Source organism: Aneurinibacillus soli, from assembly GCF_002355375.1.
Taxonomy (GTDB): Bacteria; Bacillota; Bacilli; order Aneurinibacillales; family Aneurinibacillaceae; genus Aneurinibacillus; species Aneurinibacillus soli.
This window is the reverse complement of record NZ_AP017312.1, coordinates 822027-844174: the sequence shown is the minus strand read 5'-3', so window position 1 is coordinate 844174 and position 22148 is coordinate 822027. Positions and strand designations below refer to the sequence as shown.

The following is a 22148-nucleotide window of genomic DNA, read 5'->3' as shown; positions in this document are numbered from 1 at the left end:
TTCTTAGTACACCTACTCGATACGCTCTGCCTTACACATAAGCTTTGTCAGTTCTGCATCCCATGCCGAACGATCATTGTTACAAGCAATCAACCAGAATTCATCCGTCAAAAGTCCAGCGAATATGATCCGCCGCGCTACAGGATTATCAATCTGTTTCAGCACAATCTTCCGACTATCTGCCAGCCACTCCGTGTATATGTCATACGTGTCATCGTACTGTACAGCCAATTCACGAGCGATGCGCCGGGAAAGCCCAGGGCTTGCTCCTTCTGTTGAAATCGTAAGCAGAAGGCGACCTCGCCGCACTTGTGCTGGTACAATAAATGTACTCAAATCCGGGCGATCTGCCACCGTAATCCACTGCCCGGGTCGAACGGCTTCCCACACAGCCACATTTACATCCGGCTGATCGGTTGCCGCAATGACAAGTACAGCACCTGCCAGATCATCAGCCTCAAATCGTTTTTCTTTCCATATAATTATATTGTTCGATGCATACTCAGCCAGCCCGTTTGCAAGCACCGGGCTAATCACTGTCACACGCGCCCCGGCGTCAAGTAAGCTATTTACTTTGCGAAAAGCTACATGTCCACCACCAACAACAGTGCAGTTCGTTCCTTCAATACGAAGCAGTGCCGGATAAGATCGCTCTGTCATACGGCCTCCTCTATCAAGTACGCGTCGGCTGCGTGAGACCGACAATCTCGTATACTTTTTCCATGTCAAGATAGTGCCGAACAAGTGATGCCAGCTCGGTGTAGCTTGCTTCTCGCATCTCCGCCTCTGTCTTCACGTCCGCCTCTACCAGCTCCAATCCTCGCTTATACCGAATGTCATTCAACCAGACACGGGTGAAGGAACGGTTATGAAATACACCATGCAGATACGTCCCCCATACCGTTCCTGCTTCATTCAGCGTACCGTCCATGTGGCCATCCTCAAGCGTAAACAACGGAATGCCACCCTCTCCCCGATCTGTACGTCCAAGATGAATCTCATATCCTTGTACTTCCTGTCCAGCTGCGAAGGTAGCTCCGCTTACATGCCCCATCGTGCGCACCGTGCGCTTCCCCGCCTGAAAGGTTGTCACGAGCGGAAGCAAGCTGAGACCTTCTATTTCTGCATGTACCGACTCCACACCGTCCGGGTCCAGAAGCGTAGTCCCAAGCATTTGATAACCGCCGCATATCCCGACAACGTGCGCACCAGCCTGTGCCGCTTCCTGAATTTTGGCAGCCAGCCCGGTTTCCGTAAGCCACAAAAAATCATCCGTCGTGTTTTTCGTCCCTGGAATAATGATGATATCTGGATTGTTCCATTCGGCCACAGACGCAAGTAAGCGCACCGTTACACCTGGCTCATCATACAGCGGATCAATGTCCGTAAAATTCGAAATACGCGGCAGACGAATGACCGCTACTTTAAGTGCGTCTCCGGTTTCATCTTGTTTTTTGAGCCGCAGCTTCGATAACGCAAGCGAGTCTTCCGCTTCAATGCCTGTATCTGCATACGGAATAACTCCCAGTACCGGAAGACCTGTGTGTTCTTCCAGCCAGTCAAGCCCGGATTTAAGAAGCGAGAATTTTCCGCGAAATTTATTAATGATAAATCCTTTCACACGAGCCCGCTCTGACTCATCGAGCAGTGTCAGTGTTCCGACAAGCGAGGCGAACACACCCCCTCGGTCAATATCCGCTACGAGAATAACAGGGGCATCCGCAAGCTCTGCCGCCTTCATGTTGGCGATGTCCCGGTCTTTCAGATTAATCTCTGCCGGACTTCCCGCCCCTTCCATCACAAGCACTTCATATTCTTCTGCCAGCCGGTCAAGCGACTCTTGCAGCACGGGCAATGCTTTCGGCACATAATCTTCCCGATAAGCACCCGCTCCCATATCCGCATAATGCTCACCCCGTACAATGACTTCCGCGATCATATCTTTTTTCGGCTTCAACAGGATCGGGTTCATATCCGCTGTCGCATCAATACGACACGCTTCTGCCTGTACTCCCTGCGCTCGCCCAATTTCCTTGCCATCACGTGTTATGTATGAATTCAGCGCCATATTTTGCGACTTGAACGGCGCTACCTTCCAGCCATCTTCATAAAAAATGCGGCACAACGCCGTACAAAGCACGCTTTTGCCCACGTCTGACGATGTTCCCTGTAGCATAATCGCTCTCATTCTCCAACCGCCCTTCTCTCTCTATTTTCTTTATCTAGCATACAATAGAAAGCCGCCTATCCGAAACAGAAAAAAGACGGAGGCCACACATGGCTCCGCCTTCGTCTCTATTTTTATTTCTGCTCAGCAGCAGGTTTCCCGGCTCCTGCTACCCCCGGATTTTTCCGAGGCAGGAAAAGCGTAATCAGAAGCGCTGCACCCGCAAGGAAGAACAAGGTCAGAAACACTTGATGCAAACTGCTCGCCAGTCCCTCTCGCATGACCGCGACAATCCCCGGTGGAAGCAGTCTTGCCGTCTCCGGGTTCAGCAATTGATTCATGTCACCCGCCGGAACACGATTCCCGCTCATATAACCTGAAAGAGCAGAATTGAACAACGTCCCAAATACCGCAATCCCACAAGCCTGTCCCAGCGTACGCAGGAAAGAGTTCGACGCCGTGGCCGCCCCGCGCAGACTCCAATCGACAGACGACTGCACGACAACGGTAAACACCGTAATCGACAGACCAAAACCAAGTCCGGCCACAAACATAATGAGCGTCAGTACAAGCTGCGGTGTTGCAATCGATACCGTAGCAAGCCAAAGAGATGCCGCAAGTAAAATCGTAATCCCGATCAACGACGTCCTGCGCGCCCCAATGCTTAAAATGAGTCGCCCACACAATATCGCGCCAAGTGGCCATCCAATCGACATTGGCGTCAGAATTAATCCGGCGCTCGTCGCCCCCTTGCCGTACACCCCCTGAACCCACATCGGCAAATACGCATTCATCGCAATCAATAGCGCACTCAGGAGCAATGACGCCGTATTCGATACGGAAATGGTCCGAATTTTAAACAGACTAAGCGGCAGCATCGGCTCCGGTGATTTCAACTCCACCCGAATGAAGACTGCTAGAAATACGACTGCTACAACAAACAATCCAATAATAGACGATGAATTCCAGGCGTACTGCTGGCCTCCGGTTAGAAACGCATACAGAAGCGCCGTCATTCCAATCGTAAATGTGACAACTCCCGCATAATCAATATGCTTTTTCTTCTTCTCGAATGATTCCTCAAGATACATCCACAGCATAATAATCGAAATGATGCCAAACGGTACATTAATGAAAAAAATCCAGTGCCAGGACAATTGATCGACAAAAAATCCACCGACAAGCGGACCCACAATGCCGGATATGCCCCAGATCGAACTAAACCAGCCCTGGATTTTGGCCCGCTCCTCAAATGTATAAATATCGCCAATAATCGTAAACGTTACCGGAAGCACCGCACCTGCTCCGATGCCCTGCAACGCACGGAACCAGATCAATTGCTCCATCGAGTCAGATAACCCGCACAGCATCGACCCGATCAGGAACACTATCGCTCCAATCGTAAAAATAATTTTACGACCGAATAAATCGGCCAGCTTGCCATAGATCGGTGTTGTAACCGCTGTCGTAAGCAGGTACACCGCATACACCCAGCTGATCAGCTCAAGTCCGCCAAGATCACTCGCAATGCGCGGCATCGCGGTGCTCACAATCGTCACTTCGATCGCCGCTAGAAACGTAGCGACCATCATGGCGATCGTGACGTTCCGGCGATTCATTTGCTTTCCTGCCATCTTTCCACACCCCCTTCTCTACTACGCTATCCGTATGTATCCCTTATCATGCCGCTTTGAATCATTTTCGCAGTATATCATGATACAAAAAACCTGTCTGCCCCACAATATAGGACAAACAGGTTTTTATTTCTTTCTACTACAGTCCAATATCCGAGAATGTCGCCATCTCATACATCATGCGTAAAGATGCCTCAAGCAGCGGATACAAGAGCACCGCGCCTGATCCTTCACCAAGACGCATCTGCAAATGAAGTACAGGCGTAAGCGACATATGCGCCAGAGCTGCTCCATGTGCCGGTTCCTGAGAAAGGTGAGACGCAAACAAATAGCCCTGCACGTTCTCACATATCTCAAATGCCATCATCGCAGCCGCGCCCGCAATAACACCATCAACAATCACTGCCATCCCACATGCTGCGGCCCCAAGTGTCACACCCGCAAGCCCTGCGATTTCCAGTCCACCGACACGAGCCAGCACTTCAATCGCATCCATCCGGTCACGCCAGCTGCTATCAATATCATTGATCCGAAGAGAGCGTTCAATCACCACGGCTTTGGCCTGACGCTTCTCTTCATCAAGGCCCGTGCCGCACCCTGTAATCTCCGCAACCGCTTTGCCTGCCACAGCAGCTACAAGTGCCGCACTTGGCGTTGTATTACCAATTCCCATGTCGCCCAGTGCCACTGCTTGATAGCCCTGTGATGCTAACTCCTCCGCTAGACGAATGCCGACTTCGATGGCGGCCATTGCTTCTTCCCGACTCATTGCCGAGCCTTTGGCCATATTATCCGTACCGTTCTTCACTTTCTCATTCCGTACACCTGCTGGCGTCTCGCACGCACTTCCGACATCCACTACAATAACGTCAGCACCCATCTGGCGGGAAAAAACATTAATCGCGGCTCCCTCACGTGTAAAATTCCCCATCATCATGCCGGTCAATTCCGACGCAAACGCACTGACTCCTTCTTCCGTTACGCCATGGTCGCCACACATCACGGTGACTGCTTTCTTAACCAATGTCGGCTGTGCCGTGCGCTGAATGCCTGCTAAACGAATTGCCATTTCTTCCAACTCACCCAGGCTTCCTGGTGGCTTCGTTAAGAAATCGACACGTGCCCGTGCTGCAGTCATCGCATTCTGATCAAGCATTTGAATCTCATGTAGTGTGTTCGCAATTTTGGTTGTAGTCGCTGTATTCATCGTTTGCTTTCCTCCATTTGTGTATGCTCATGCGCGACAACGCAAAAAACGCCCAGGTCAAAGAAGACCTGGACGTGCCATATCCGGTTCGTATCCGTTCGTTCCACGTGAACGGCAATGCTTGCAATAGGCAGGTCTCCTGGCTGCCGGATCATAGCCATCTGTCCACCGCCTTCCCGGAATTATTCCAGTGACTGTGGACGGCTCCCCGGTTACAGTGGCGGGCCCGCGTGTTTTCTTCCCTATTCTCCCCGGATCGGGGCACCTATCGCGTTGTATGCGTCATGTTACAGTAAGCATACCGTGTCAGGATTATTTTTGCAAGACCTGGCGAATGCGCATAATCGCCCAGTCAAGTTCCTGTTGAGAAATAATAAGCGGTGGCGCAAAACGAATGGTTGTGTCATGCGTTTCTTTGCACAAAAGTCCATTATCTTTAAGCCGTTCACAGTACGGGCGTGCTTTTTCGATCAGCTCCACACCGATGAACAGACCCCGGCCACGCACTTCCTTAATGATCGGGCTATTAATGGTAAGCAGTTCCTGCTTAAAATATTCGCCAAGCGTACGTGAACGCTGTACGAGCTGCTCCTCTTCTAGTACATCAAGCGCAGCAATCGCCACCGCACAGCCAAGCGGATTGCCCCCGAATGTCGAGCCATGTGAACCCGGCTCGAATACACCAAGAATATCCGCATCTGCCACCACCGCAGAGATCGGATACACTCCTCCACCAAGCGCCTTCCCTATGATGTATAGGTCTGGTTGAATGCCATCCCAATCCATCGCAAACAATTTCCCAGTGCGACCCAATCCAGTCTGAATCTCATCAACCACAAGCAAAACCTTATTCTTCTTACAAATCTCACTTGCCTGCTTTAGAAATCCGTCTGGCGGAATAACAATGCCTGCTTCGCCTTGAATGGGCTCCACCATAAAAGCAGCCGTATACGGTGTGATCGCATCCTGTAATGCCTGAATGTCCCCATACGGAATCATCGTAAAGCCCGGTGTAAACGGCCCGAAACCACGGCGGTAGCTTTCCTCAGATGAGAACGAGGTGAGCGTTGTCGTGCGCCCGTGAAAATTTCCTTCACACACGATAATATTCGCTTGGTTCGCTTCCACCCCTTTCACATCATACGCCCAGCGACGTACCGCTTTGATCGCCGTTTCAACCGCTTCGGCACCCGTGTTCATCGGAAGCACCATGTTTTTTCCGGTTAGCTTTGCTACTTTTTCATAAAACTCGCCCAACCGATCATTGTAGAACGCCCGTGATGTAAGCGTAACTTTATCAGCCTGGTCTTTCAGCGCCTGAATGATTTTCGGATGGCAGTGACCGTGGTTAAGCGCGGAATAAGCGCTCAACATATCCATATATGTTGTACCTTCCGGGTCTTCCACCCAGACACCTTCTGCTCGGGCAATGACAATCGGCAACGGATGGTAATTATGAGCTCCGTATTTTTCTGTCTGCTTGATAATCCGATCAGTTCTGTGTTCTGCTGGCATGGTGTACTTCTCCTCCCATCCCTTACAGCGCTTCCGATGTTAGCTTTGGCTGCGTGAACTGCAGCAAGTAATCTGGACCTCCCGCTTTTGAGTCCGTACCGGACATATTAAAGCCACCAAACGGATGAACCCCGACGATTGCCCCGGTGCATTTGCGGTTGATGTATAGATTTCCAACATGAAACTCCGTACGCGCTCGCTCAATCAGCCCACGATTGCGTGAATAAAAGGAACCTGTCAAACCGTAGTCTGTATTGTTGGCTACTTCCATCGCATGGTCAAAATCACGTGCTTTTGTAAACGCCACGAACGGGCCGAATATTTCTTCCTGCATAATGTGGGCATCTGGCTCTACATCTGCAAAAATCGTTGGCTCAATAAAAAAACCAGAGTCCCCTGCCGGCTTGCCGCCGATGACGAGACGCCCCTCCGTATGACCAATCGCGATGTATGCCATCACGTTATTGAATGAGGCCTCATCAATAACGGGCCCGGTGTACATCTCAGCATCACGCACATCCCCGACCTTCAGCTGTTTCGTCATTTCTACGCAGCGGTTCAACACATTTTCATATACGTCTTCATGCACAATGACACGAGAGCATGCGGAACATTTCTGACCGGAGAAGCTGAACGCGGATGCAACGATTCCTTGCGCCGCAAGTTCAAGGTCAGCGTCTTTATGAACGACGATCGCATCTTTACCACCCATCTCCGCAACAAGACGCTTCATCCAGATCTGACCCGGCGTGATCTTGGATGCCCGCTCATGAATGCGCAGTCCGACTGCACGAGAGCCGGTAAAACTAATGAATCGTGTCAGGTAATGGTCCACCAGAAAATCTCCAATGTCTGACGCATTGCCTGGCAAGTAATTCACAACGCCAGCCGGAATACCTGCTTCTACAAGCAATTCATAAAACTTGTAGGCGATCACTGGCGTATGACTTGCCGGTTTCAAAACTACCGTATTCCCAGATACAATGGCTGCTGTTGTCATCCCCACTACAATCGCCAGAGCGAAATTCCACGGTGGGATGATAATGCCGACGCCAAGCGGCACATATTCCAGATCATTATCTTCGCCCGTCATCGGCACGAGAGTCTTTCTTCCGCGATTAGTCAGCTCGATCATCTGGCGTGCATAATACTCCATGAAGTCAATTGCTTCCGCTGTGTCCGCATCCGCTTCCACACGGCTCTTGCCCGCTTCAAGCATCAGCCAGGCGGAAAACTCATGCTTGCGACGGCGCATGATGGCAGCCGCTTTGAACAGGTAGCGGGAACGGTGTTGGGCAGGGACACGGGACCATGTTTTAAACGTTTCCGCCGCATTTTGCATCGCTTTTTCTGCCAACTCCTGACTGGCACTCGCTGTACGTCCAATCACTTCGTTTTTTGCGGATGGATTGATCGAGATAATCTTCTTCTCGGTCATGATTTTTTCGCCACCAATAACTAGCGGATAATCGCGATCAAGCTCTATCTGTACTTTTTCGAGCGCTTCATTTATTAGTCTCATATTTTGCCCTTCAAGGAAGTTGGTGAATGGTTCTGGACGGTATGGAATCATCGGATTCCCTCCTAAGATTTCATTTGCCTATACTTTTAAGCGTATGTATGGAATGCGCCAACTTTCCTTGTCCGTATACGGAAAGATGTTTTAACGCAAAAAAAAATTGTCTCAAAAGCTCCAAAATAGCTAGTGAGACAATCTCTTACTGATTTATTCTGATCCCAACCTTACATCATGCCTGATCCTGTCAATGCTCTCATTAACAGCAGCAAGCCGCTCGTCAATTGTTTTCTCTTCTTCCGAGTTAGCAATCTGCGGTGTATCGAGTGAATCCCATTCCTTGATTTCTTTTGAATTCAGTTTTTTATCTTCCACTTATTACCCTCCTTCGTGATACGATTTCACTCGTAGTATGGCTGAATATCGCGAAGAATATGGAGATAGAGCTTTACACTTTTTTTCGCAACATAGCTACCACCAATAATAAAGCTGGAAAAATCAGTCCATATGTAGAAGAATATAGCCACCAACTGGATTCATTAAATTTTATAAGGTATGGCGTATTCGGCTCAAGCACGAGAGAAGCAACGATCAAAATCATACTTAAAGGCAGCGTTAGGATGCGGTACTCTTTTAGTTTTAACAGTTGAGCAAGTCCTAAGATGGATGCATAAAAGCTAAGGGCCAGTTTAAAGAAAATGGTAACAAACCACATAATCGCCATAATCGCTTCGATACGCGTGATAAAATTCCCGATATTGATTTTTTTCGCCAGAAGATAGCTGGGATACGCATTGCCTGCGGTAGCAGTAGGGCCAAGTACGAGCACCGATAATAATGTAAGGGTGAATAACACAAGTCCCCCTGCCCCTGTCCCCACAATCAATGCTTTCCCGACCTTCTCTTGCTTATCAACATACGGAATAAACATTAAAAAAGCCACAATCTCAAAAAATGGGAACCCCATAAATAGCAGTGCGGAATGTATAATGGGTTTTATCCCTTCTTCGAACACTGGCTGTATTTTTTTTATATCTATCTCAGGAATAAGAAACAAAGTAAGGATAACTAAAAGTAAAATGAACCATGGCAAAAAAATCCCCGCCGCTCCCGCTAACGTTTCCAGTCCGAGACGGACACCCATGATCACAATGATGACAAAAATAATCTCGATGAATTGAATCGGGGTTTCTGGCATAATTTGCGTTGTCAAAAAATCTCCAAGGTTTCGCAAAATAAGAGAGGCAATAGTAAAGAAGAAGCAAATAAACAAAACAGAAACCCCTTTTCCCACCCACTTCCCAAGAATCGTTTCACTATATTCCACTAACGTCATATTCGGGAAATATCTTCCTAACCGACTGTACAAAATGGCGGCCGCAATTCCCACTCCTATGCCCAAAATCGCACCTATCCAGGCATCTTGCTTTGCTTCAAAGGTAAGACTAGAAGGCGAAAGTAAAATCGAACTGCCAATTGTGTATAACATCACCAGCAAAGCAAATGAACTCGCTCTAATTTTCCTTTCTTCACGCATCATCTCACCGGCCCTTTTACTTTAAGACATTATCAATAACGTCACTAAGCGGCTTATATATACTTGTAAGCCAGTCTAACGGATTCGGAATCCGCATACGTAAGAGCTGTGCGATGCTGAGTCCTGTTCCCAGGATCAAAAACAGAAAAAATACCCACAATTCCTTTTTCTGTTTCTTCCTCACAAGAGCAGGGACCTCAATGAACACCATTGTACCCGCTACAAGCACTATTCCAAAAATACTACCCAACATACTCCTATGCCCCTTTCATTATTCATTTTTTTCTAATTGATTGATAAAGGAATTCCCTGTAGTACCTGTACGTCGAACTTTTACATCTGCCTTCACATGCACCGCAAGATTAGAAAATTCCTCATCCCAATTTTTCTCCAGTTGTTTCCACAACTTCGGATCAGCCCGGTGAATCGCCTCTCCGAATCCAAAAATATCTGATTTATATTTTTTTTGTGCAGCCTTTATCGCTGACTCAATGAGTTCTTTCGTCTTTTTCTCACCTTTTTTCTCGATTTCACGAATCGTCTTTGGCTTTGATAAATCAATGTTACACTGTACTTCTCCTATATTTTCTTCTATGAAAACGACAATCTCAATCTCAGGCTTTCCGTTTTCCACCTTCCCTTTCATATCTGTTTTTGTACGAATCACCTCATTCGTCACTCTTCCCCCTTTTGCACATGGTACATACCCAACCGTACTTTTTACTTTTCCCATAATATAATTATAGCCTTTACTTTCATTCCCATTTAACCAGCCAACCAGCTTATCTTTTTTAAACACGCCAATGGATGTGTATCGTAAATAGGCGGGTGTATAAATTCGTCCTATATTCTCCATGGTTTTTGCCACTGGCTTTTCCCCTTTCAGCTCAACCGCTTGTAACACGGCAGCTTTGCCCGAGCTTACTAAACTAGACAACAAATCATCCAAATGCACACCAACCGTGGGTGCCCATGCCTTTTCTGATACCTGAAGAGAACTAAACAATTTAGCCGCCGGAAGCTTTTCAATCGCTGTAAAGGAAGTAAGTATTTGCTGCACTTTCGTATTTTTTGCCACAGCGATGTAAAAGTCGCTGCGCATTTCATGATCCCTGGAAAAAAAGTCCAATGTGTTTCGTATTCCTTCACGGGCTACCTGCTCACTGATCACTACGATCCGCAGATGAGAAAAGTAAATCTTGCGCGGAACTATTGTTGTCATCCGACGAAACGCCTCAAATATGCTCTTCCCTGTCATCTCATACGTTGTGACCGGAGTATACATGGGCCCTCCTCCCCCTCCTTTCTGAGCAATGACCCCTGGATTCACAACTTGAACATACAAAACATAGCTATCTTTTCGTTTATCCACTCCGATTGCCACACCAATAGCAAGCTCATTCAATTCCCTTCGATTCCAGCATCCCGTTATTACCATCACAATGATGAGGAGGCTTGATAAAACGATAATCGTTCGCTTCATACTGTACGCCCCTTTAATTTCCGTTATTTATTTCTCTTTTGCTGGCGAACAACGTTTTTCTGATTCAATAAGTGCGGGCGAGTACGCATCTGCCACCAGGGTACCCGAAGCAGATTGTCCTTCTGATCAGACAAAACAAGTGGCGAAAATGGCTTCATATACGGAACCCCAAAAGAACGTAGACTGCATAGATGAAGAACGATCGCAATGATCCCGACAATCATCCCATATAAACCAAACGATGCAGCAAGCCCCATCAAAACAAAACGCAGCATCCTTACAGAAATCCCTATATCGAAACTTGGGAATATGAAGCTAGAAATCGCTGTGATCGACACAACAATGACCATAGCCGGTGATACCAGCCCTGCCTGTACGGCTGCTTGTCCAAGTACCAGGGCTCCTACAATCGAGATCGATGTGCCGACAGCTCTTGGCATTCGAATCCCTGCCTCACGCAAAAGCTCAAACGTAATTTCCATCATCAGAGCCTCCACAAAAGCCGGAAACGGAATCCCTTCCCGCTGAGACGCTAGACTAATCAACAGCGTGGTCGGCAGCATTTCCTGGTGAAACGTTGTAATCGCAATATAGAGTGATGGGGCCATCATGGAAATAAATAATGATAGATAGCGCAAAAAACGAATCAGGCCAAAATCAGAACGATGATAATAATCTTCAGCCGACTGAAGAAACTGCGTAAACAACGCCGGTACTAATAAAACGAACGGTGTTCCATCAACAAAAATCGCCACGCGGCCTTCTAGAAGCGCAGCAGCGACAATATCGGGTCGTTCTGTATTGAGTACAGTTGGAAAAGGCGTGTATGTCTCATCCTGAATTAATTCTTCAATGTAAGCACTTTCAAGAATGCCATCGATATCAATTTGATCAAGCCGACGGCGTACCTCATCCACCACTTCATCCGTAACAATCTCCTTGATATACATAATAGCCACATCTGTTTGGGTAATCCGTCCAATCTGCTTTGTTTCCAACCAGAGATTCGGATTTTTAATTTTTCGTCTTACCATAGCCGTGTTCGTGCGCAATGTCTCCGTAAAACCTTCCTGTGGTCCTCGAACAACCGTTTGCGCTGTCGGTTCTCCAATCCCCCGTGCTTCCCATCCTCTTGTACTGACGGCTATCCCCTGTACACATCCATCGATAAGAATAACCGTGTCACCAGATAAAATAGCTGTATATAAAGCTTGAAGATCAGGAATGGATTGAATATCCCCTACTGTAATAGCATGTTGCTTAAATACGGTCAGTAAATCTTGCTGCAGGAACTGTTCTGACGTAAGATCTACCTCTTCGATATGCAGCATAACAGACTCAATAAGACGAGAGACCACATCTTTATCAGCAATACCATCTATATAAATGAATCCAACCTTGATCTCTTCTTTGCCAAAACAAAATTCTCTACTGATCAAATCTGTACTATTTCCGGTTTGCTGCTTTACCTGCTGAATATTTTTTTCAAGGCTAGTGCTCAGCAAGCTTGTTTGCTCCGGTTCTTCATGCTGCGTTTTTTGTGGAGATTGGGAGTGCTTTGTTATGCTTTTTCGTATTTTTTTTATCAAGTTCTTATTCACTCCCACTCTCATCATCGTTGTCTTACCCTATGATGTGCACAAGAAAGGAATTTTATAAGAATATATGAACATTTACCCATCACATCACTGCAAGGATGCACCAATATAAAACGACCATACGCGCCGCAGCACGTATGGTCGTTTTGCTTCCTAAACAATAAGCGCATGCACAATTCCTGGTCCATGCACACCGATTGTCAAATCATTCTCAATATCCGCTGACCGGCTCGGACCACTAATAAAGTGAATTCCTGCCGGCATTTTCGTACCAAAACGACGAGTTAAGTCTTTCATCACTTCGCCCATTCGCGTCTTCACATCTTCCGCCCGGATAATCGCCACAAAAACCGTCGGCAAAAGGCTTACGGAACGTCCTTGAGTCGAAGCTGATACTGATACTGCCGTTCCTGTATGCCCAATCGCATAATCCATTACGGCAATGCCGATATCAGCCCCGGCAGCTTTCGCGAGCAAATCATCCCCGTTTTCATTCCAGACAGCCATCTCAACACCCGGCAGATCCGATTCTATCTTCATCTCGTTCAAAGCTGGATGATCAAAACGAATCATGTATTTCGCCTTCATCGTCTGCGCCATGCTTACAATATAGCTCCGCACTTCTTCCATGCTCCCCACACGTTCTGCTGTGCCGCCATTCGCACGCCAGTTCGCCATGAACAGTTCAATTCGTTCATCTGATGCTAGCTCATACTGCAGCCAGAAGTCTGGTGCTCCGCGAAACGGATGCTGCGGCTTTTCCGTTACACGTGGACGATTCAGACGCTGTGCGATATGATTCAAAAACTCCTGTTCGCTTACTGCCATTATTCTCTCCCCTCCCGCTTCTGCTTTGCTTCTTTCAGGCGCTTCAGCACAGCCGGGTCCATCTCCGACACTTCGCGCTGCAAATCATGGTCGAGCGCTTTCCACGAATCGCGGAATGATTCATTCGCCAGTGTTGGCGCATGCCGATATTCATTCCAACCTTTCAATGGACCAAGCTTTGATTTGATAACCCCATCCTGGGCAACGAACTTCTGGCCCAACCTGCCAAGTTTCAGCACGCGGCGGAAGTTTTTATAGTCAGACATAACATACTTAAATCCCTTAAATGCGGTTTGCTCCGCACCCGGAGTCAGCCCACCTTCTACATTTTGCCGACGAATATAGACCAGCATATCATGCAGCGGAATTTTGACCGGGCATGCTTCATAGCACGCTCCGCATAAGCTCGACGCATACGCAACTTCGCCCCACTTCTGTTTGTCCTCATTCAGGCGCGGCGTCAGCACAGCCCCAATCGGACCACTGTATACCCAACCATACGTATGACCACCAACATGGCGATATACCGGGCACGCATTCAGGCAAGCTCCGCAGCGAATGCAATTGAGCACTTCCTGAAACTCAGGATCACCGAGCTGCTGGGAACGGCCATTATCGAGAATAATCACATGCATATCTTCCGGTCCATCCGAATCCTCGCGGCGACGCGGCCCTGTAATGACGGACATATAGACAGTCAGCTTCTGACCCGTCGCCGAACGCGGAAGCATCGTCGCCATCACTTCCAGATCGTCAAGCGATGGAATGATGCGCTCCATTCCCATATACGTAATCTGCGTCTTCGGCACCGTACTCACCATACGGGCGTTTCCTTCATTTGAAAACAGTGTGATCGAGCCCGTTTCGGCAATCGCGAAGTTGCAACCAGTCATGCCGATATCGGCTTCTAAGAATTTCTCACGCAGCTTCGCACGAGCGAAGCCAGCCAATACTGGCGTATCAGCCGGAAGCGTTTCTCCCGCTTCCTCCGAAAACAAATCGGCTACTTGCTGCTTGTTTTTATGAATCGCCGGAATGATGATATGAGATGGGGTCTCTCCGGCGAGTTGGATGATGTATTCTCCAAGATCCGTCTCAATCGCGTCTACACCGATCTCTTCAAGACGATGGTTAATATGAAGCTCTTCAGATACCATCGACTTGGATTTCACGACCGAACGCGCCTGCTTCTCCTTGGCAATCTGCATCGTGATGTCTACTGCATCCTGGGCCGTACGGGCGAAGTGAACGTGTACACCTGCCTCACGCGCATTTTGCACGAACTGACCCAAATAATAATCCAGATTTGCAATCGTATGCAGGCGAATCTGTCGGGCTCGTTCCCGCCAATCTTCCCAATTGCCCAGCTCCTCTGATGCAAGCTTCTTGCCAGAACGCAGTTTTTCCGTTGTATACTTAACAGCATTGCGAAGGAACTCGTCATTTAAGGATACGTGAGCACGTTCTTTTAGTTTTAACTTTGGATCTAATGAACTCATGACTGCCGTTTCACCCCTTCATACAGCAATTCTGCGATATGCATCACTCGTACTGGCTTCCCTTCCCGGCTTAGACGACCTGAAATATTCATCAGACAGCCCATATCCATACCAACCAACACTTCAGCATCTGTTTCCAGTACATGATTGGCTTTTTCTTCGACCATCGCACCGGAAATCTCCGACATTTTGATTGCGAATGTCCCTCCAAAGCCACAGCAATCTTCGGCAAATGGCAGTGGAACGAACTCCATTCCTTTGACGTTTTCGAGCAGCGTGCGTGGTTCGTCCTTAATGCCAAGCAAACGACTTCCGTGGCAGGATGGATGGTACGTCACTTTATGTGGGAAGTACGCTCCCACATCGGTCACGCCAAGCACGCCGACGAGAAACTGGGAAAATTCATACGTTTTTTCAATAAACGCTTCAGCACGCTTCAGCATAGCTGGATCATCCTTAAACAACTGCGGGTAATAATGATGAATCATCCCCGTACAAGACCCGGATGGCGAAACAACAAAATCACTGTCTTCAAATGCATCCAACAATGTTTTCGCACTCGCTCGCGCCTCGTCCCAGTAGCCGCTGTTAAACGCTGGCTGACCACAGCACGTCTGTGTTTCTGGAAAATGCAACTTGACACCCTGTCTCGCCAACAGACGTGACATCGCTTCGCCCACACGCGGATAAATCGCATCTGATAGGCACGTAATAAAAATAGAAACTTTCATCAATAGTCCCTCCGTTCATTAAAACACCAAGAGGGAGAACCACTGTCAGACTTCACAGCGACCTCTCCCACCTGCTTTTTATTCCCTTATCTCTTCCCTGTACTATTCTGTTTCTATTTTATGGAATCATCCATGGCAGCATATACGCCTGAATGTATGTGATAACCCCAACAATCGTCGCAAAAAACAGACTGTGCTTTAGCGTGAAGCGGAACAGATCAGACTCTTTGCCGACCAGCCCTACCGCTGCACAGGCCACCGCAATCGACTGTGGTGAAATCATCTTACCGGTAACCCCGCCACTTGTATTTGCCGCCACAAGCAGCGTCTCTTTTACACCAATCTGCTGAGCTGTTACACTCTGCAAGTTACAGAACAGCGCATTGCTTGACGTATCGGAACCGGTGAGGAATACCCCGAGCCAGCCAAGGAACGGTGAGAAGAATGGGAACAATCCACCTGCTCCGGCCAGCACGAGCGCCAGTGTAGAAGACAGACCCGAATAGTTGGCCACCATCGCAAACGCAAGCACTAGACCGATAGAGAGAATTGGCTTTTTCAGTTCCGATAGCGTCTCTCCAAACAATTTGACCCCATCACTCAGTTTAAACTTCAACACAATCATCGTAATAATCGCCGCCAGCAAGATTGCCGTTCCGGTTGCGGATAAAATATCGAATTTAAACACCGCATCATACGGCGTTGGCTTCGTTACAATTGGCTGCGTCTTAATAACAAGCTTATCAAGATACGGCACCGGGATTTTAAACACGAGCGCTTTTAATGCGCCTGTCTTCCCAAATAAGTCTTTGAACGGCTGCAAACTCCAAATCGTTACCATTATGGTCAGAATAATAAATGGAGACCACGCTTTAAAAATCTGTCCGCCTGTATATTTCACTTCGGTGTTTACTTTCTCTACGCTTGCAGAGCCACCATCTTCAAAACGAAAGATTCGCTTTGGCTTCCATACTTTGAGGAATCCAGCCAGCGCAATCAGGCTGACAAGAGCAGACGTAATATCCGGCAGCTCCGGTCCAATGAAGTTAGCTGTGAAATACTGTGTAATCGCAAACGATCCACCCGCCACTAAAATAGCCGGCCATGTCTCACGCACCCCACGGATGCCATCCATAATGATAATAATCCAGAACGGTACGAATAAAGAAAGTATTGGCAACTGGCGACCTGCCATCTGTCCAATATGGAGCGCGTCAAGTCCGGTCACCTGACCGGCTGTTATAATCGGAACACCCATCGCACCAAATGCTACCGGCGCTGTATTGGCAATCAAGCACAGACCTGCCGCATACAGCGGATTAAAACCAAGTCCAACAAGCAGAGCTGCTGTAATCGCTACCGGGGCACCAAAGCCAGCTGCACCTTCCAGAAATGCGCCAAATGCAAAACCGACAAGCAACATTTGCAGACGCTGATCTTCCGTAATCGACACAACAGACGAACGAATAATTTCGAATTGTCCGGTTTTCACTGTAATTTTATACAAGAAGACAGCGGTTACAATGATCCAGGCAATCGGCCATAACCCATACATAAATCCATACCCTGTAGCTGCAAGCGCCATCGAGACTGGCATTTTGTATACAAGTATGGCAATCGCAAGCGACAGCAGAACCGTAATCAAGCCTGCTGTATGTCCCTTCATCCGAAACACGGCGAGTGCCAGAAAGAAGAAAACAATTGGAATAAGTGCAACAACAGCTGACAACCCTAGACTTCCTAGCGGACTATATACTTGTGTCCACGTTTGCATGATATACACCTCTTTTTTCTCTGTAATTATTTTTTATATGGCAAGCCTTGCGGCGTACACCCTCTTTTATGTTTTCAGGTCATCTGAAGTCAGATCATCCGATGTTATAGGGTGAAAAAATGCTAGGACAGCATCTTTTTCTCCACCCCTACTAAATGATACAGCATGGCTTCTTCCGCCTTGTTTACATTTTGTGCACGGATCGCCTCATAAATACTCACATGCTCCTGGTACAGTACCTCCGGATTTCCCCGACGCGTATACAGCTTCATGCGGCTTGTACGCAAAGATGTTTCCATCGTTTCCGAAATAGACAGCATGACAGATTCCAGCACATGATTATGAGAAGCACGGGCCACTGCGTAATGAAACTTCCAGTCAGCCTCATGGCCCAGTTCGCCATTCTCAAGCGCCTGCTTCATTTCCGAAAGCGCTTTCTCAATCTCCAGCAGTTCGCTGTCCGTTCTACGTTCAGCAGCCAGTTTGGCATTTCCGCTTTCAATGATTTTGCGAACTTCAAGAATAGAAATAATATCCTGCCGAGTAACCGGACGAATCGCTTCAAACGCCGACAGCAGCTCTTCCGGTTTATGTCGTGTTACAAATGTGCCTTCTCCCTGCTTGATTATGATGAGACCCATTGTTTTGAGCGAACTCAACGCTTCTCGAATGGTCGATTGGCTCACACCAAGCATGTCCCTCAGTTCGCGTAATGAAGGTAACTGCTCCCCAGGCATATATGCACCAGACATAATGAGCTCACGTAAATAATCCGCTACCTCTTCATATGTTTTGCGCGCTCGTATCATTGGTATCGCTTTCACACAGACGCCTCCTCTACACATGATCAGATCATCTGATGTTATCGGATGAAATTATAGTAATAACTTTTCAGTCTTTTGTCAATATTCATAGAAGATATATTTCAAAAATAAAAAAAGCCGCTCATTGGCGGCTTGGATTCATAGTAAGATCATAGTCATTTTTTAGGTCACGTTGAAAACGAATATACGTAAAATACATCGCAATTCGCCATGTCACAATCATCCCGAATGCAAGGATAAAGAAGATCCCGGCTGTTTCCATTGGGTTGATATACATTCCAATGTACGATTTCAAAGTCGTCCGAATTGCAATCAGCCCAAGCAAAATAACTAAAAAGGCTTTCGACCGTTTCATGTATATATGATCGCCAACTACTTCAAAACGTGATGTTGCGATCAACGGATACGACAGTATCATTCCACAGACAAACGCAGCAACCGCATAGGTGACCGGTACATGCGTAGGTGGATAAAGAAACATCATAAATCCCGTACTCATAAAGAACGGTGGTAGTATAATCTTTTTCGCCGAAACCGGCTTTTTGGCCGCTCGCATTCGTATAAAAAACGCCATTACAGCCATGAAAAGTACTACAATCGTACTCAGTACAGCTACACTCATGAGACATTCTCCTTTCTATACAATTTTATTATACATCAGCTTTTTTATTCGTCAAAAAGAAGTGCCATCCGCATATGGATCGGAATGGCACTTCTTCTCTTCTACGTATGCTACTCTGTTTGCTGATAATCAACCGCATTCTTCTCGACCAAATCATTACGCATAGTTGGTGTGCGGTACGCGATTACTTCATCTACCACACCGCCCCCTTCATCCATCATACGGTCCATTCCTTCTGACACATCTTCAACAAACGCCATATGTTTCTGCTCATTTGGATCATACTGGGCATACGTCATGAAACATGTCCTCCTTTGAGATCGTGAAGTTAAGAAGTACATTGCTTAGGATGAAGTAAGCAAAAGCATTTCATACATCCCTTCCTTTTCCACACTTATAGTTCACACGAAATCGTACATACTAAAACAGCACAAAATTGGATACACGGAGGTAATTGCATGACGAACAAACAATCTTTGCGTGATATGTGCCGCGCACAGCTTTCGAGCGGTCAGACATATTACCGTCTACAAGCACTTGAAGAAAATGGTCTTGGCCCAATTTCGCACCTGCCTGTTTCGATCAAAATTTTGCTTGAAGCCGTCCTGCGTAATATGGATGGAAGGGCTATTACAGATGAACATGTAAAACGGATTGCGTCCTGGAATCCGAATCCCGCACCGGAGGACATGCATGAGATTCCGTTCCTGCCTGCCCGAGTGATCCTGCAAGATTTTACAGGTGTTCCTGCCGTAGTAGACCTTGCTGCGATGCGTCAAGCCGTAGCAAAAATCGGCATGCCCGCCGAAAAAATCAATCCGCTTATTCCCGTTGATCTTGTGATCGACCATTCCGTACAGGTCGATCAGGCCGGTTCAGAAACAGCACTGGGCTACAACATGGAGCGCGAGTTTGAACGCAATCTGGAACGCTATGAATTCTTGCGCTGGGCAACCCAGGCCTTCTCGAACTTCCGTGCAGTCCCGCCAGCTGTCGGCATCGTGCATCAGGTTAACATCGAATATCTAGCATCCGTTGTGACCGAACGTAAGACAGAAGAAGGCATAGCTGTATTTCCTGATTCACTTGTTGGTACCGATTCTCATACAACAATGGCGAATGGGCTTGGCGTACTTGGCTGGGGAGTTGGGGGCATCGAGGCAGAGGCGGCGATGCTCGGTCAGCCTATGTATTTCCTGCTCCCGCGCGTCGTTGGCTTCGAACTGACAGGCGAACTTCCAGAAGGGTCAACCGCTACAGATCTCGCACTCACTGTCACGAACATTTTGCGTAAAAAAGGCGTAGTCGGCAAATTCGTGGAATTCTTCGGTTCCGGTCTGTCTACCATGCCGCTTGAAGACCGTGCAACTGTTGCCAATATGGCGCCGGAATATGGGGCAACAGTCGGCTTTTTCCCGATTGACGAGCAGACCATTCGCTACTTGCACACAACAGGGCGCACGGAAGAGCACATCAAGCTTGTAGAAGAGTATGCCAAAACACAAGGCATGTTCCGCGATGATAGCGCCTCACTTACGTACTCAGAAGTGCTCACACTTGACCTATCCTCCGTCGTGCCATCGCTTGCCGGACCGAAGCGCCCGCAGGATCGTATTGAACTGACAAACATGAAGGAAGACTTTGAGAAGACCATTCGCAAGTCGATCAAAGAAGGCGGCTTCGGCCTATCTGATGAACAAATCAAGCAGGAAGTATCTGTTACGTATTCGGATGGTAGTGCAGCCCCACTGCATAACGGCTCCGTTGTCATCGCAGCGATCACCAGCTGTACGAACACATCCAATCCGTCCGTTATGCTCGGCGCGGGACTCTTGGCCAAAAAAGCTGTCGAGAAAGGTCTCCACCGCAATCCGAATGTGAAATCCAGCCTCGCCCCCGGCTCCCGTGTCGTTACCCAGTATCTTGATGATGCCAAGCTGACACAATATTTGGACCAGCTCGGATTCCAAACCGTTGGCTACGGCTGTACAACGTGCATCGGCAACAGCGGTCCACTCATCCCGGAAGTGTCACGCGCCATTCAAGAAAATGATCTGACTGTAGCGGCCGTTTTAAGTGGAAACCGTAACTTTGAAGGCCGTATTCATCCACTGATCAAGGCTAACTATCTGGCTTCCCCTCTGCTTGTAGTTGCTTATGCGCTTGCTGGAACGATGGATATCGACCTGTTCAATGATCCTATCGGACATGATGACAGCAATAATCCGGTTTATCTGAAAGATATTTGGCCGTCGCCTGCTGAAGTTCAGGCCGTGATTGATTCCGTTATTACACCGGAAATGTATCGCGAAAAATATGATAATGTCCATGCCTTTAACAAACGCTGGAATGAAATCGATATTCCGAAAGAGCAGATTTATACATGGAACGATCAATCGACGTATATTCAATCACCGCCTTTCTTTACAGACTTCTCGCTTGATGTTCATTCTATCAAACCGATTCAGAATACTAAATTACTCGCTTTGCTCGGCAATTCCGTCACAACCGATCACATCTCTCCAGCGGGTGCGATTAAGCCAGACGGTCCGGCGGGTCTGTATTTGCAATCCAAGAACGTGGAGATACGTGACTTCAACTCCTTCGGCTCACGTCGTGGGAATCACGAAGTCATGATGCGCGGTACATTCGCCAACATCCGTATCCGTAACCTATTGGCTCCCGGAACAGAAGGCGGTGTTACGACATACTTGCCAACTGGCGAAGTCATGTCTATTTATGATGCTGCGATGAAGTATCAGGAGTCCGACACGCCGCTCATGATTATCGCAGGCAAAGAATACGGAACCGGAAGTTCTCGTGACTGGGCGGCCAAGGGAACGCTGCTGCTCGGTGTTAAGGCCGTGATCGCAGAAAGCTACGAACGAATTCACCGCAGCAATCTTGTCGGCATGGGTGTACTTCCACTCCAATTCCAGGAGAACATGAGCGCAGAGACTGTCGGCATTCAAGGCAATGAAACATTCTCCATTTTAGATTTTGGAGATAATGTACAGCCACGCCAGGACATTACAGTTCAAGCAACACGACCAGATGGCTCAACGTTCTCTTTTGTCTGCACGGTTCGACTCGATACGGATGTCGAGATTGATTACTACCGGAACGGCGGAATTCTCCAGATGGTACTCCGCAACCTTGTCCAGGAACCGCATGAATCGATCCCTTCACCTTCCTAATCCCCACAAAAAAAAA

General features: G+C 47.8%; 20 protein-coding genes and 1 riboswitch. Of the genes, 1 reads left to right on the top strand and 19 read right to left on the bottom strand.

Annotated features, from left to right (window positions below; genetic code table 11):
* Nucleotides 1-12: 12 nt before the first annotated feature.
* The 19 genes from CB4_RS04260 to CB4_RS04180 form a co-directional block, all read right to left on the bottom strand.
* A complete protein-coding gene (locus CB4_RS04260; protein ID WP_096463732.1) occupies nt 13-660 on the bottom strand; it encodes a precorrin-2 dehydrogenase/sirohydrochlorin ferrochelatase family protein in 648 nt (215 codons plus the stop codon).
* 13 nt (nt 661-673) lie between these two features.
* Entirely contained in the window at nt 674-2188 is a 1515-nt protein-coding gene (locus CB4_RS04255) for a cobyric acid synthase (protein ID WP_096463731.1), read from the bottom strand.
* Nucleotides 2189-2301: 113 nt separating this feature from the next.
* Nucleotides 2302-3801 carry an MDR family MFS transporter gene (locus CB4_RS04250; protein WP_231956143.1) on the bottom strand — a complete coding sequence of 500 codons (1500 nt, stop codon included), beginning with the start codon at nt 3799-3801 and terminating at the stop codon, nt 2302-2304.
* 139 nt (nt 3802-3940) lie between these two features.
* Complete coding sequence (gene cobT, locus CB4_RS04245; protein ID WP_096463730.1) at nt 3941-5008, bottom strand: nicotinate-nucleotide--dimethylbenzimidazole phosphoribosyltransferase; 1068 nt, start codon at nt 5006-5008, stop codon at nt 3941-3943.
* A complete protein-coding gene (locus CB4_RS20815) occupies nt 5005-5163 on the bottom strand; it encodes a hypothetical protein (RefSeq protein ID WP_157737784.1) in 159 nt (52 codons plus the stop codon). The genes cobT and CB4_RS20815 overlap by 4 nt, the downstream gene beginning before the upstream one ends.
* A riboswitch (cobalamin riboswitch) is annotated at nt 5121-5292 on the bottom strand. Its footprint overlaps the gene before it by 43 nt.
* Before the next feature lie 28 nt (nt 5293-5320).
* Nucleotides 5321-6523: an ornithine--oxo-acid transaminase gene (locus CB4_RS04240; protein ID WP_096463729.1), complete on the bottom strand. Its 1203-nt coding sequence runs from the start codon at nt 6521-6523 to the stop codon at nt 5321-5323.
* A gap of 22 nt (nt 6524-6545) precedes the next feature.
* Complete coding sequence (pruA, locus tag CB4_RS04235) at nt 6546-8096, bottom strand: L-glutamate gamma-semialdehyde dehydrogenase (RefSeq protein WP_096463728.1); 1551 nt, start codon at nt 8094-8096, stop codon at nt 6546-6548.
* A gap of 153 nt (nt 8097-8249) precedes the next feature.
* Nucleotides 8250-8414: a hypothetical protein gene (locus tag CB4_RS20810; RefSeq protein ID WP_157737782.1), complete on the bottom strand. Its 165-nt coding sequence runs from the start codon at nt 8412-8414 to the stop codon at nt 8250-8252.
* 73 nt (nt 8415-8487) lie between these two features.
* Nucleotides 8488-9528 carry a GerAB/ArcD/ProY family transporter gene (locus tag CB4_RS04230; protein WP_231956235.1) on the bottom strand — a complete coding sequence of 347 codons (1041 nt, stop codon included), beginning with the start codon at nt 9526-9528 and terminating at the stop codon, nt 8488-8490.
* A 64-nt stretch (nt 9529-9592) separates the two neighbouring features.
* On the bottom strand, nt 9593-9829 hold the full coding sequence (locus CB4_RS04225; protein ID WP_231956142.1) for a hypothetical protein: 237 nt from the start codon (nt 9827-9829) through the stop codon (nt 9593-9595).
* Between the two features lie 18 nt (nt 9830-9847).
* Nucleotides 9848-11059 (bottom strand): Ger(x)C family spore germination protein, encoded by a 1212-nt coding sequence (locus CB4_RS04220; protein WP_096463727.1) that lies wholly within the window; start codon nt 11057-11059, stop codon nt 9848-9850.
* A gap of 23 nt (nt 11060-11082) precedes the next feature.
* Nucleotides 11083-12675, bottom strand: coding sequence for a spore germination protein (locus CB4_RS04215; protein WP_231956141.1), 1593 nt, complete (start codon nt 12673-12675; stop codon nt 11083-11085).
* A 135-nt stretch (nt 12676-12810) separates the two neighbouring features.
* The gene (locus tag CB4_RS04210; RefSeq protein WP_096463726.1) at nt 12811-13485 is read right to left on the bottom strand and encodes a LutC/YkgG family protein; all 675 of its coding nucleotides are present in this window, start codon (nt 13483-13485) and stop codon (nt 12811-12813) included.
* Nucleotides 13485-14984 (bottom strand): LutB/LldF family L-lactate oxidation iron-sulfur protein, encoded by a 1500-nt coding sequence (locus CB4_RS04205; protein WP_096463725.1) that lies wholly within the window; start codon nt 14982-14984, stop codon nt 13485-13487. Before CB4_RS04205 ends, CB4_RS04210 begins: the two co-directional genes overlap by 1 nt.
* Nucleotides 14981-15715, bottom strand: coding sequence for a (Fe-S)-binding protein (locus tag CB4_RS04200; RefSeq protein WP_096463724.1), 735 nt, complete (start codon nt 15713-15715; stop codon nt 14981-14983). The genes CB4_RS04205 and CB4_RS04200 overlap by 4 nt, the downstream gene beginning before the upstream one ends.
* Before the next feature lie 118 nt (nt 15716-15833).
* The gene (gene lldP, locus CB4_RS04195) at nt 15834-17489 is read right to left on the bottom strand and encodes an L-lactate permease (protein WP_096463723.1); all 1656 of its coding nucleotides are present in this window, start codon (nt 17487-17489) and stop codon (nt 15834-15836) included.
* Nucleotides 17490-17611: 122 nt separating this feature from the next.
* On the bottom strand, nt 17612-18313 hold the full coding sequence (locus tag CB4_RS04190) for a FadR/GntR family transcriptional regulator (protein WP_172890787.1): 702 nt from the start codon (nt 18311-18313) through the stop codon (nt 17612-17614).
* Nucleotides 18314-18434: 121 nt separating this feature from the next.
* Entirely contained in the window at nt 18435-18935 is a 501-nt protein-coding gene (locus CB4_RS04185) for a CcdC family protein (protein ID WP_096463721.1), read from the bottom strand.
* Nucleotides 18936-19045: 110 nt separating this feature from the next.
* Nucleotides 19046-19234, bottom strand: coding sequence for a hypothetical protein (locus CB4_RS04180; protein ID WP_096463720.1), 189 nt, complete (start codon nt 19232-19234; stop codon nt 19046-19048).
* A gap of 159 nt (nt 19235-19393) precedes the next feature.
* Here CB4_RS04180 and acnA point away from each other — a divergent pair, with 159 nt between their 5' ends.
* The gene (gene acnA / locus CB4_RS04175) at nt 19394-22132 is read left to right on the top strand and encodes an aconitate hydratase AcnA (protein WP_096463719.1); all 2739 of its coding nucleotides are present in this window, start codon (nt 19394-19396) and stop codon (nt 22130-22132) included.
* Nucleotides 22133-22148 lie beyond the last annotated feature (16 nt).

Excerpts from the sequence above, each read along its gene's own strand:
- CB4_RS20815 (WP_157737784.1), bottom strand. The coding sequence starts at position 5,163 with ATGATCCGGCAGCCAGGAGACCTGCCTATTGCAAGCATTGCCGTTCAC.
- acnA (WP_096463719.1), top strand. The coding sequence starts at position 19,394 with ATGACGAACAAACAATCTTTGCGTGATATGTGCCGCGCACAGCTTTCG.
- CB4_RS04180 (WP_096463720.1), bottom strand. The coding sequence starts at position 19,234 with ATGACGTATGCCCAGTATGATCCAAATGAGCAGAAACATATGGCGTTT.
- CB4_RS04185 (WP_096463721.1), bottom strand. The coding sequence starts at position 18,935 with ATGAGTGTAGCTGTACTGAGTACGATTGTAGTACTTTTCATGGCTGTA.
- CB4_RS04260 (WP_096463732.1), bottom strand. The coding sequence starts at position 660 with ATGACAGAGCGATCTTATCCGGCACTGCTTCGTATTGAAGGAACGAAC.
- CB4_RS04255 (WP_096463731.1), bottom strand. The coding sequence starts at position 2,188 with ATGAGAGCGATTATGCTACAGGGAACATCGTCAGACGTGGGCAAAAGC.
- CB4_RS04220 (WP_096463727.1), bottom strand. The coding sequence starts at position 11,059 with ATGAAGCGAACGATTATCGTTTTATCAAGCCTCCTCATCATTGTGATG.
- lldP (WP_096463723.1), bottom strand. The coding sequence starts at position 17,489 with ATGCAAACGTGGACACAAGTATATAGTCCGCTAGGAAGTCTAGGGTTG.
- CB4_RS04225 (WP_231956142.1), bottom strand. The coding sequence starts at position 9,829 with ATGTTGGGTAGTATTTTTGGAATAGTGCTTGTAGCGGGTACAATGGTG.
- CB4_RS04200 (WP_096463724.1), bottom strand. The coding sequence starts at position 15,715 with ATGAAAGTTTCTATTTTTATTACGTGCCTATCAGATGCGATTTATCCG.
- cobT (WP_096463730.1), bottom strand. The coding sequence starts at position 5,008 with ATGAATACAGCGACTACAACCAAAATTGCGAACACACTACATGAGATT.
- CB4_RS04230 (WP_231956235.1), bottom strand. The coding sequence starts at position 9,528 with ATGTTATACACAATTGGCAGTTCGATTTTACTTTCGCCTTCTAGTCTT.
- CB4_RS04250 (WP_231956143.1), bottom strand. The coding sequence starts at position 3,801 with ATGGCAGGAAAGCAAATGAATCGCCGGAACGTCACGATCGCCATGATG.
- CB4_RS04205 (WP_096463725.1), bottom strand. The coding sequence starts at position 14,984 with ATGAGTTCATTAGATCCAAAGTTAAAACTAAAAGAACGTGCTCACGTA.
- CB4_RS04215 (WP_231956141.1), bottom strand. The coding sequence starts at position 12,675 with ATGATGAGAGTGGGAGTGAATAAGAACTTGATAAAAAAAATACGAAAA.
- CB4_RS04210 (WP_096463726.1), bottom strand. The coding sequence starts at position 13,485 with ATGGCAGTAAGCGAACAGGAGTTTTTGAATCATATCGCACAGCGTCTG.
- CB4_RS04240 (WP_096463729.1), bottom strand. The coding sequence starts at position 6,523 with ATGCCAGCAGAACACAGAACTGATCGGATTATCAAGCAGACAGAAAAA.
- pruA (WP_096463728.1), bottom strand. The coding sequence starts at position 8,096 with ATGATTCCATACCGTCCAGAACCATTCACCAACTTCCTTGAAGGGCAA.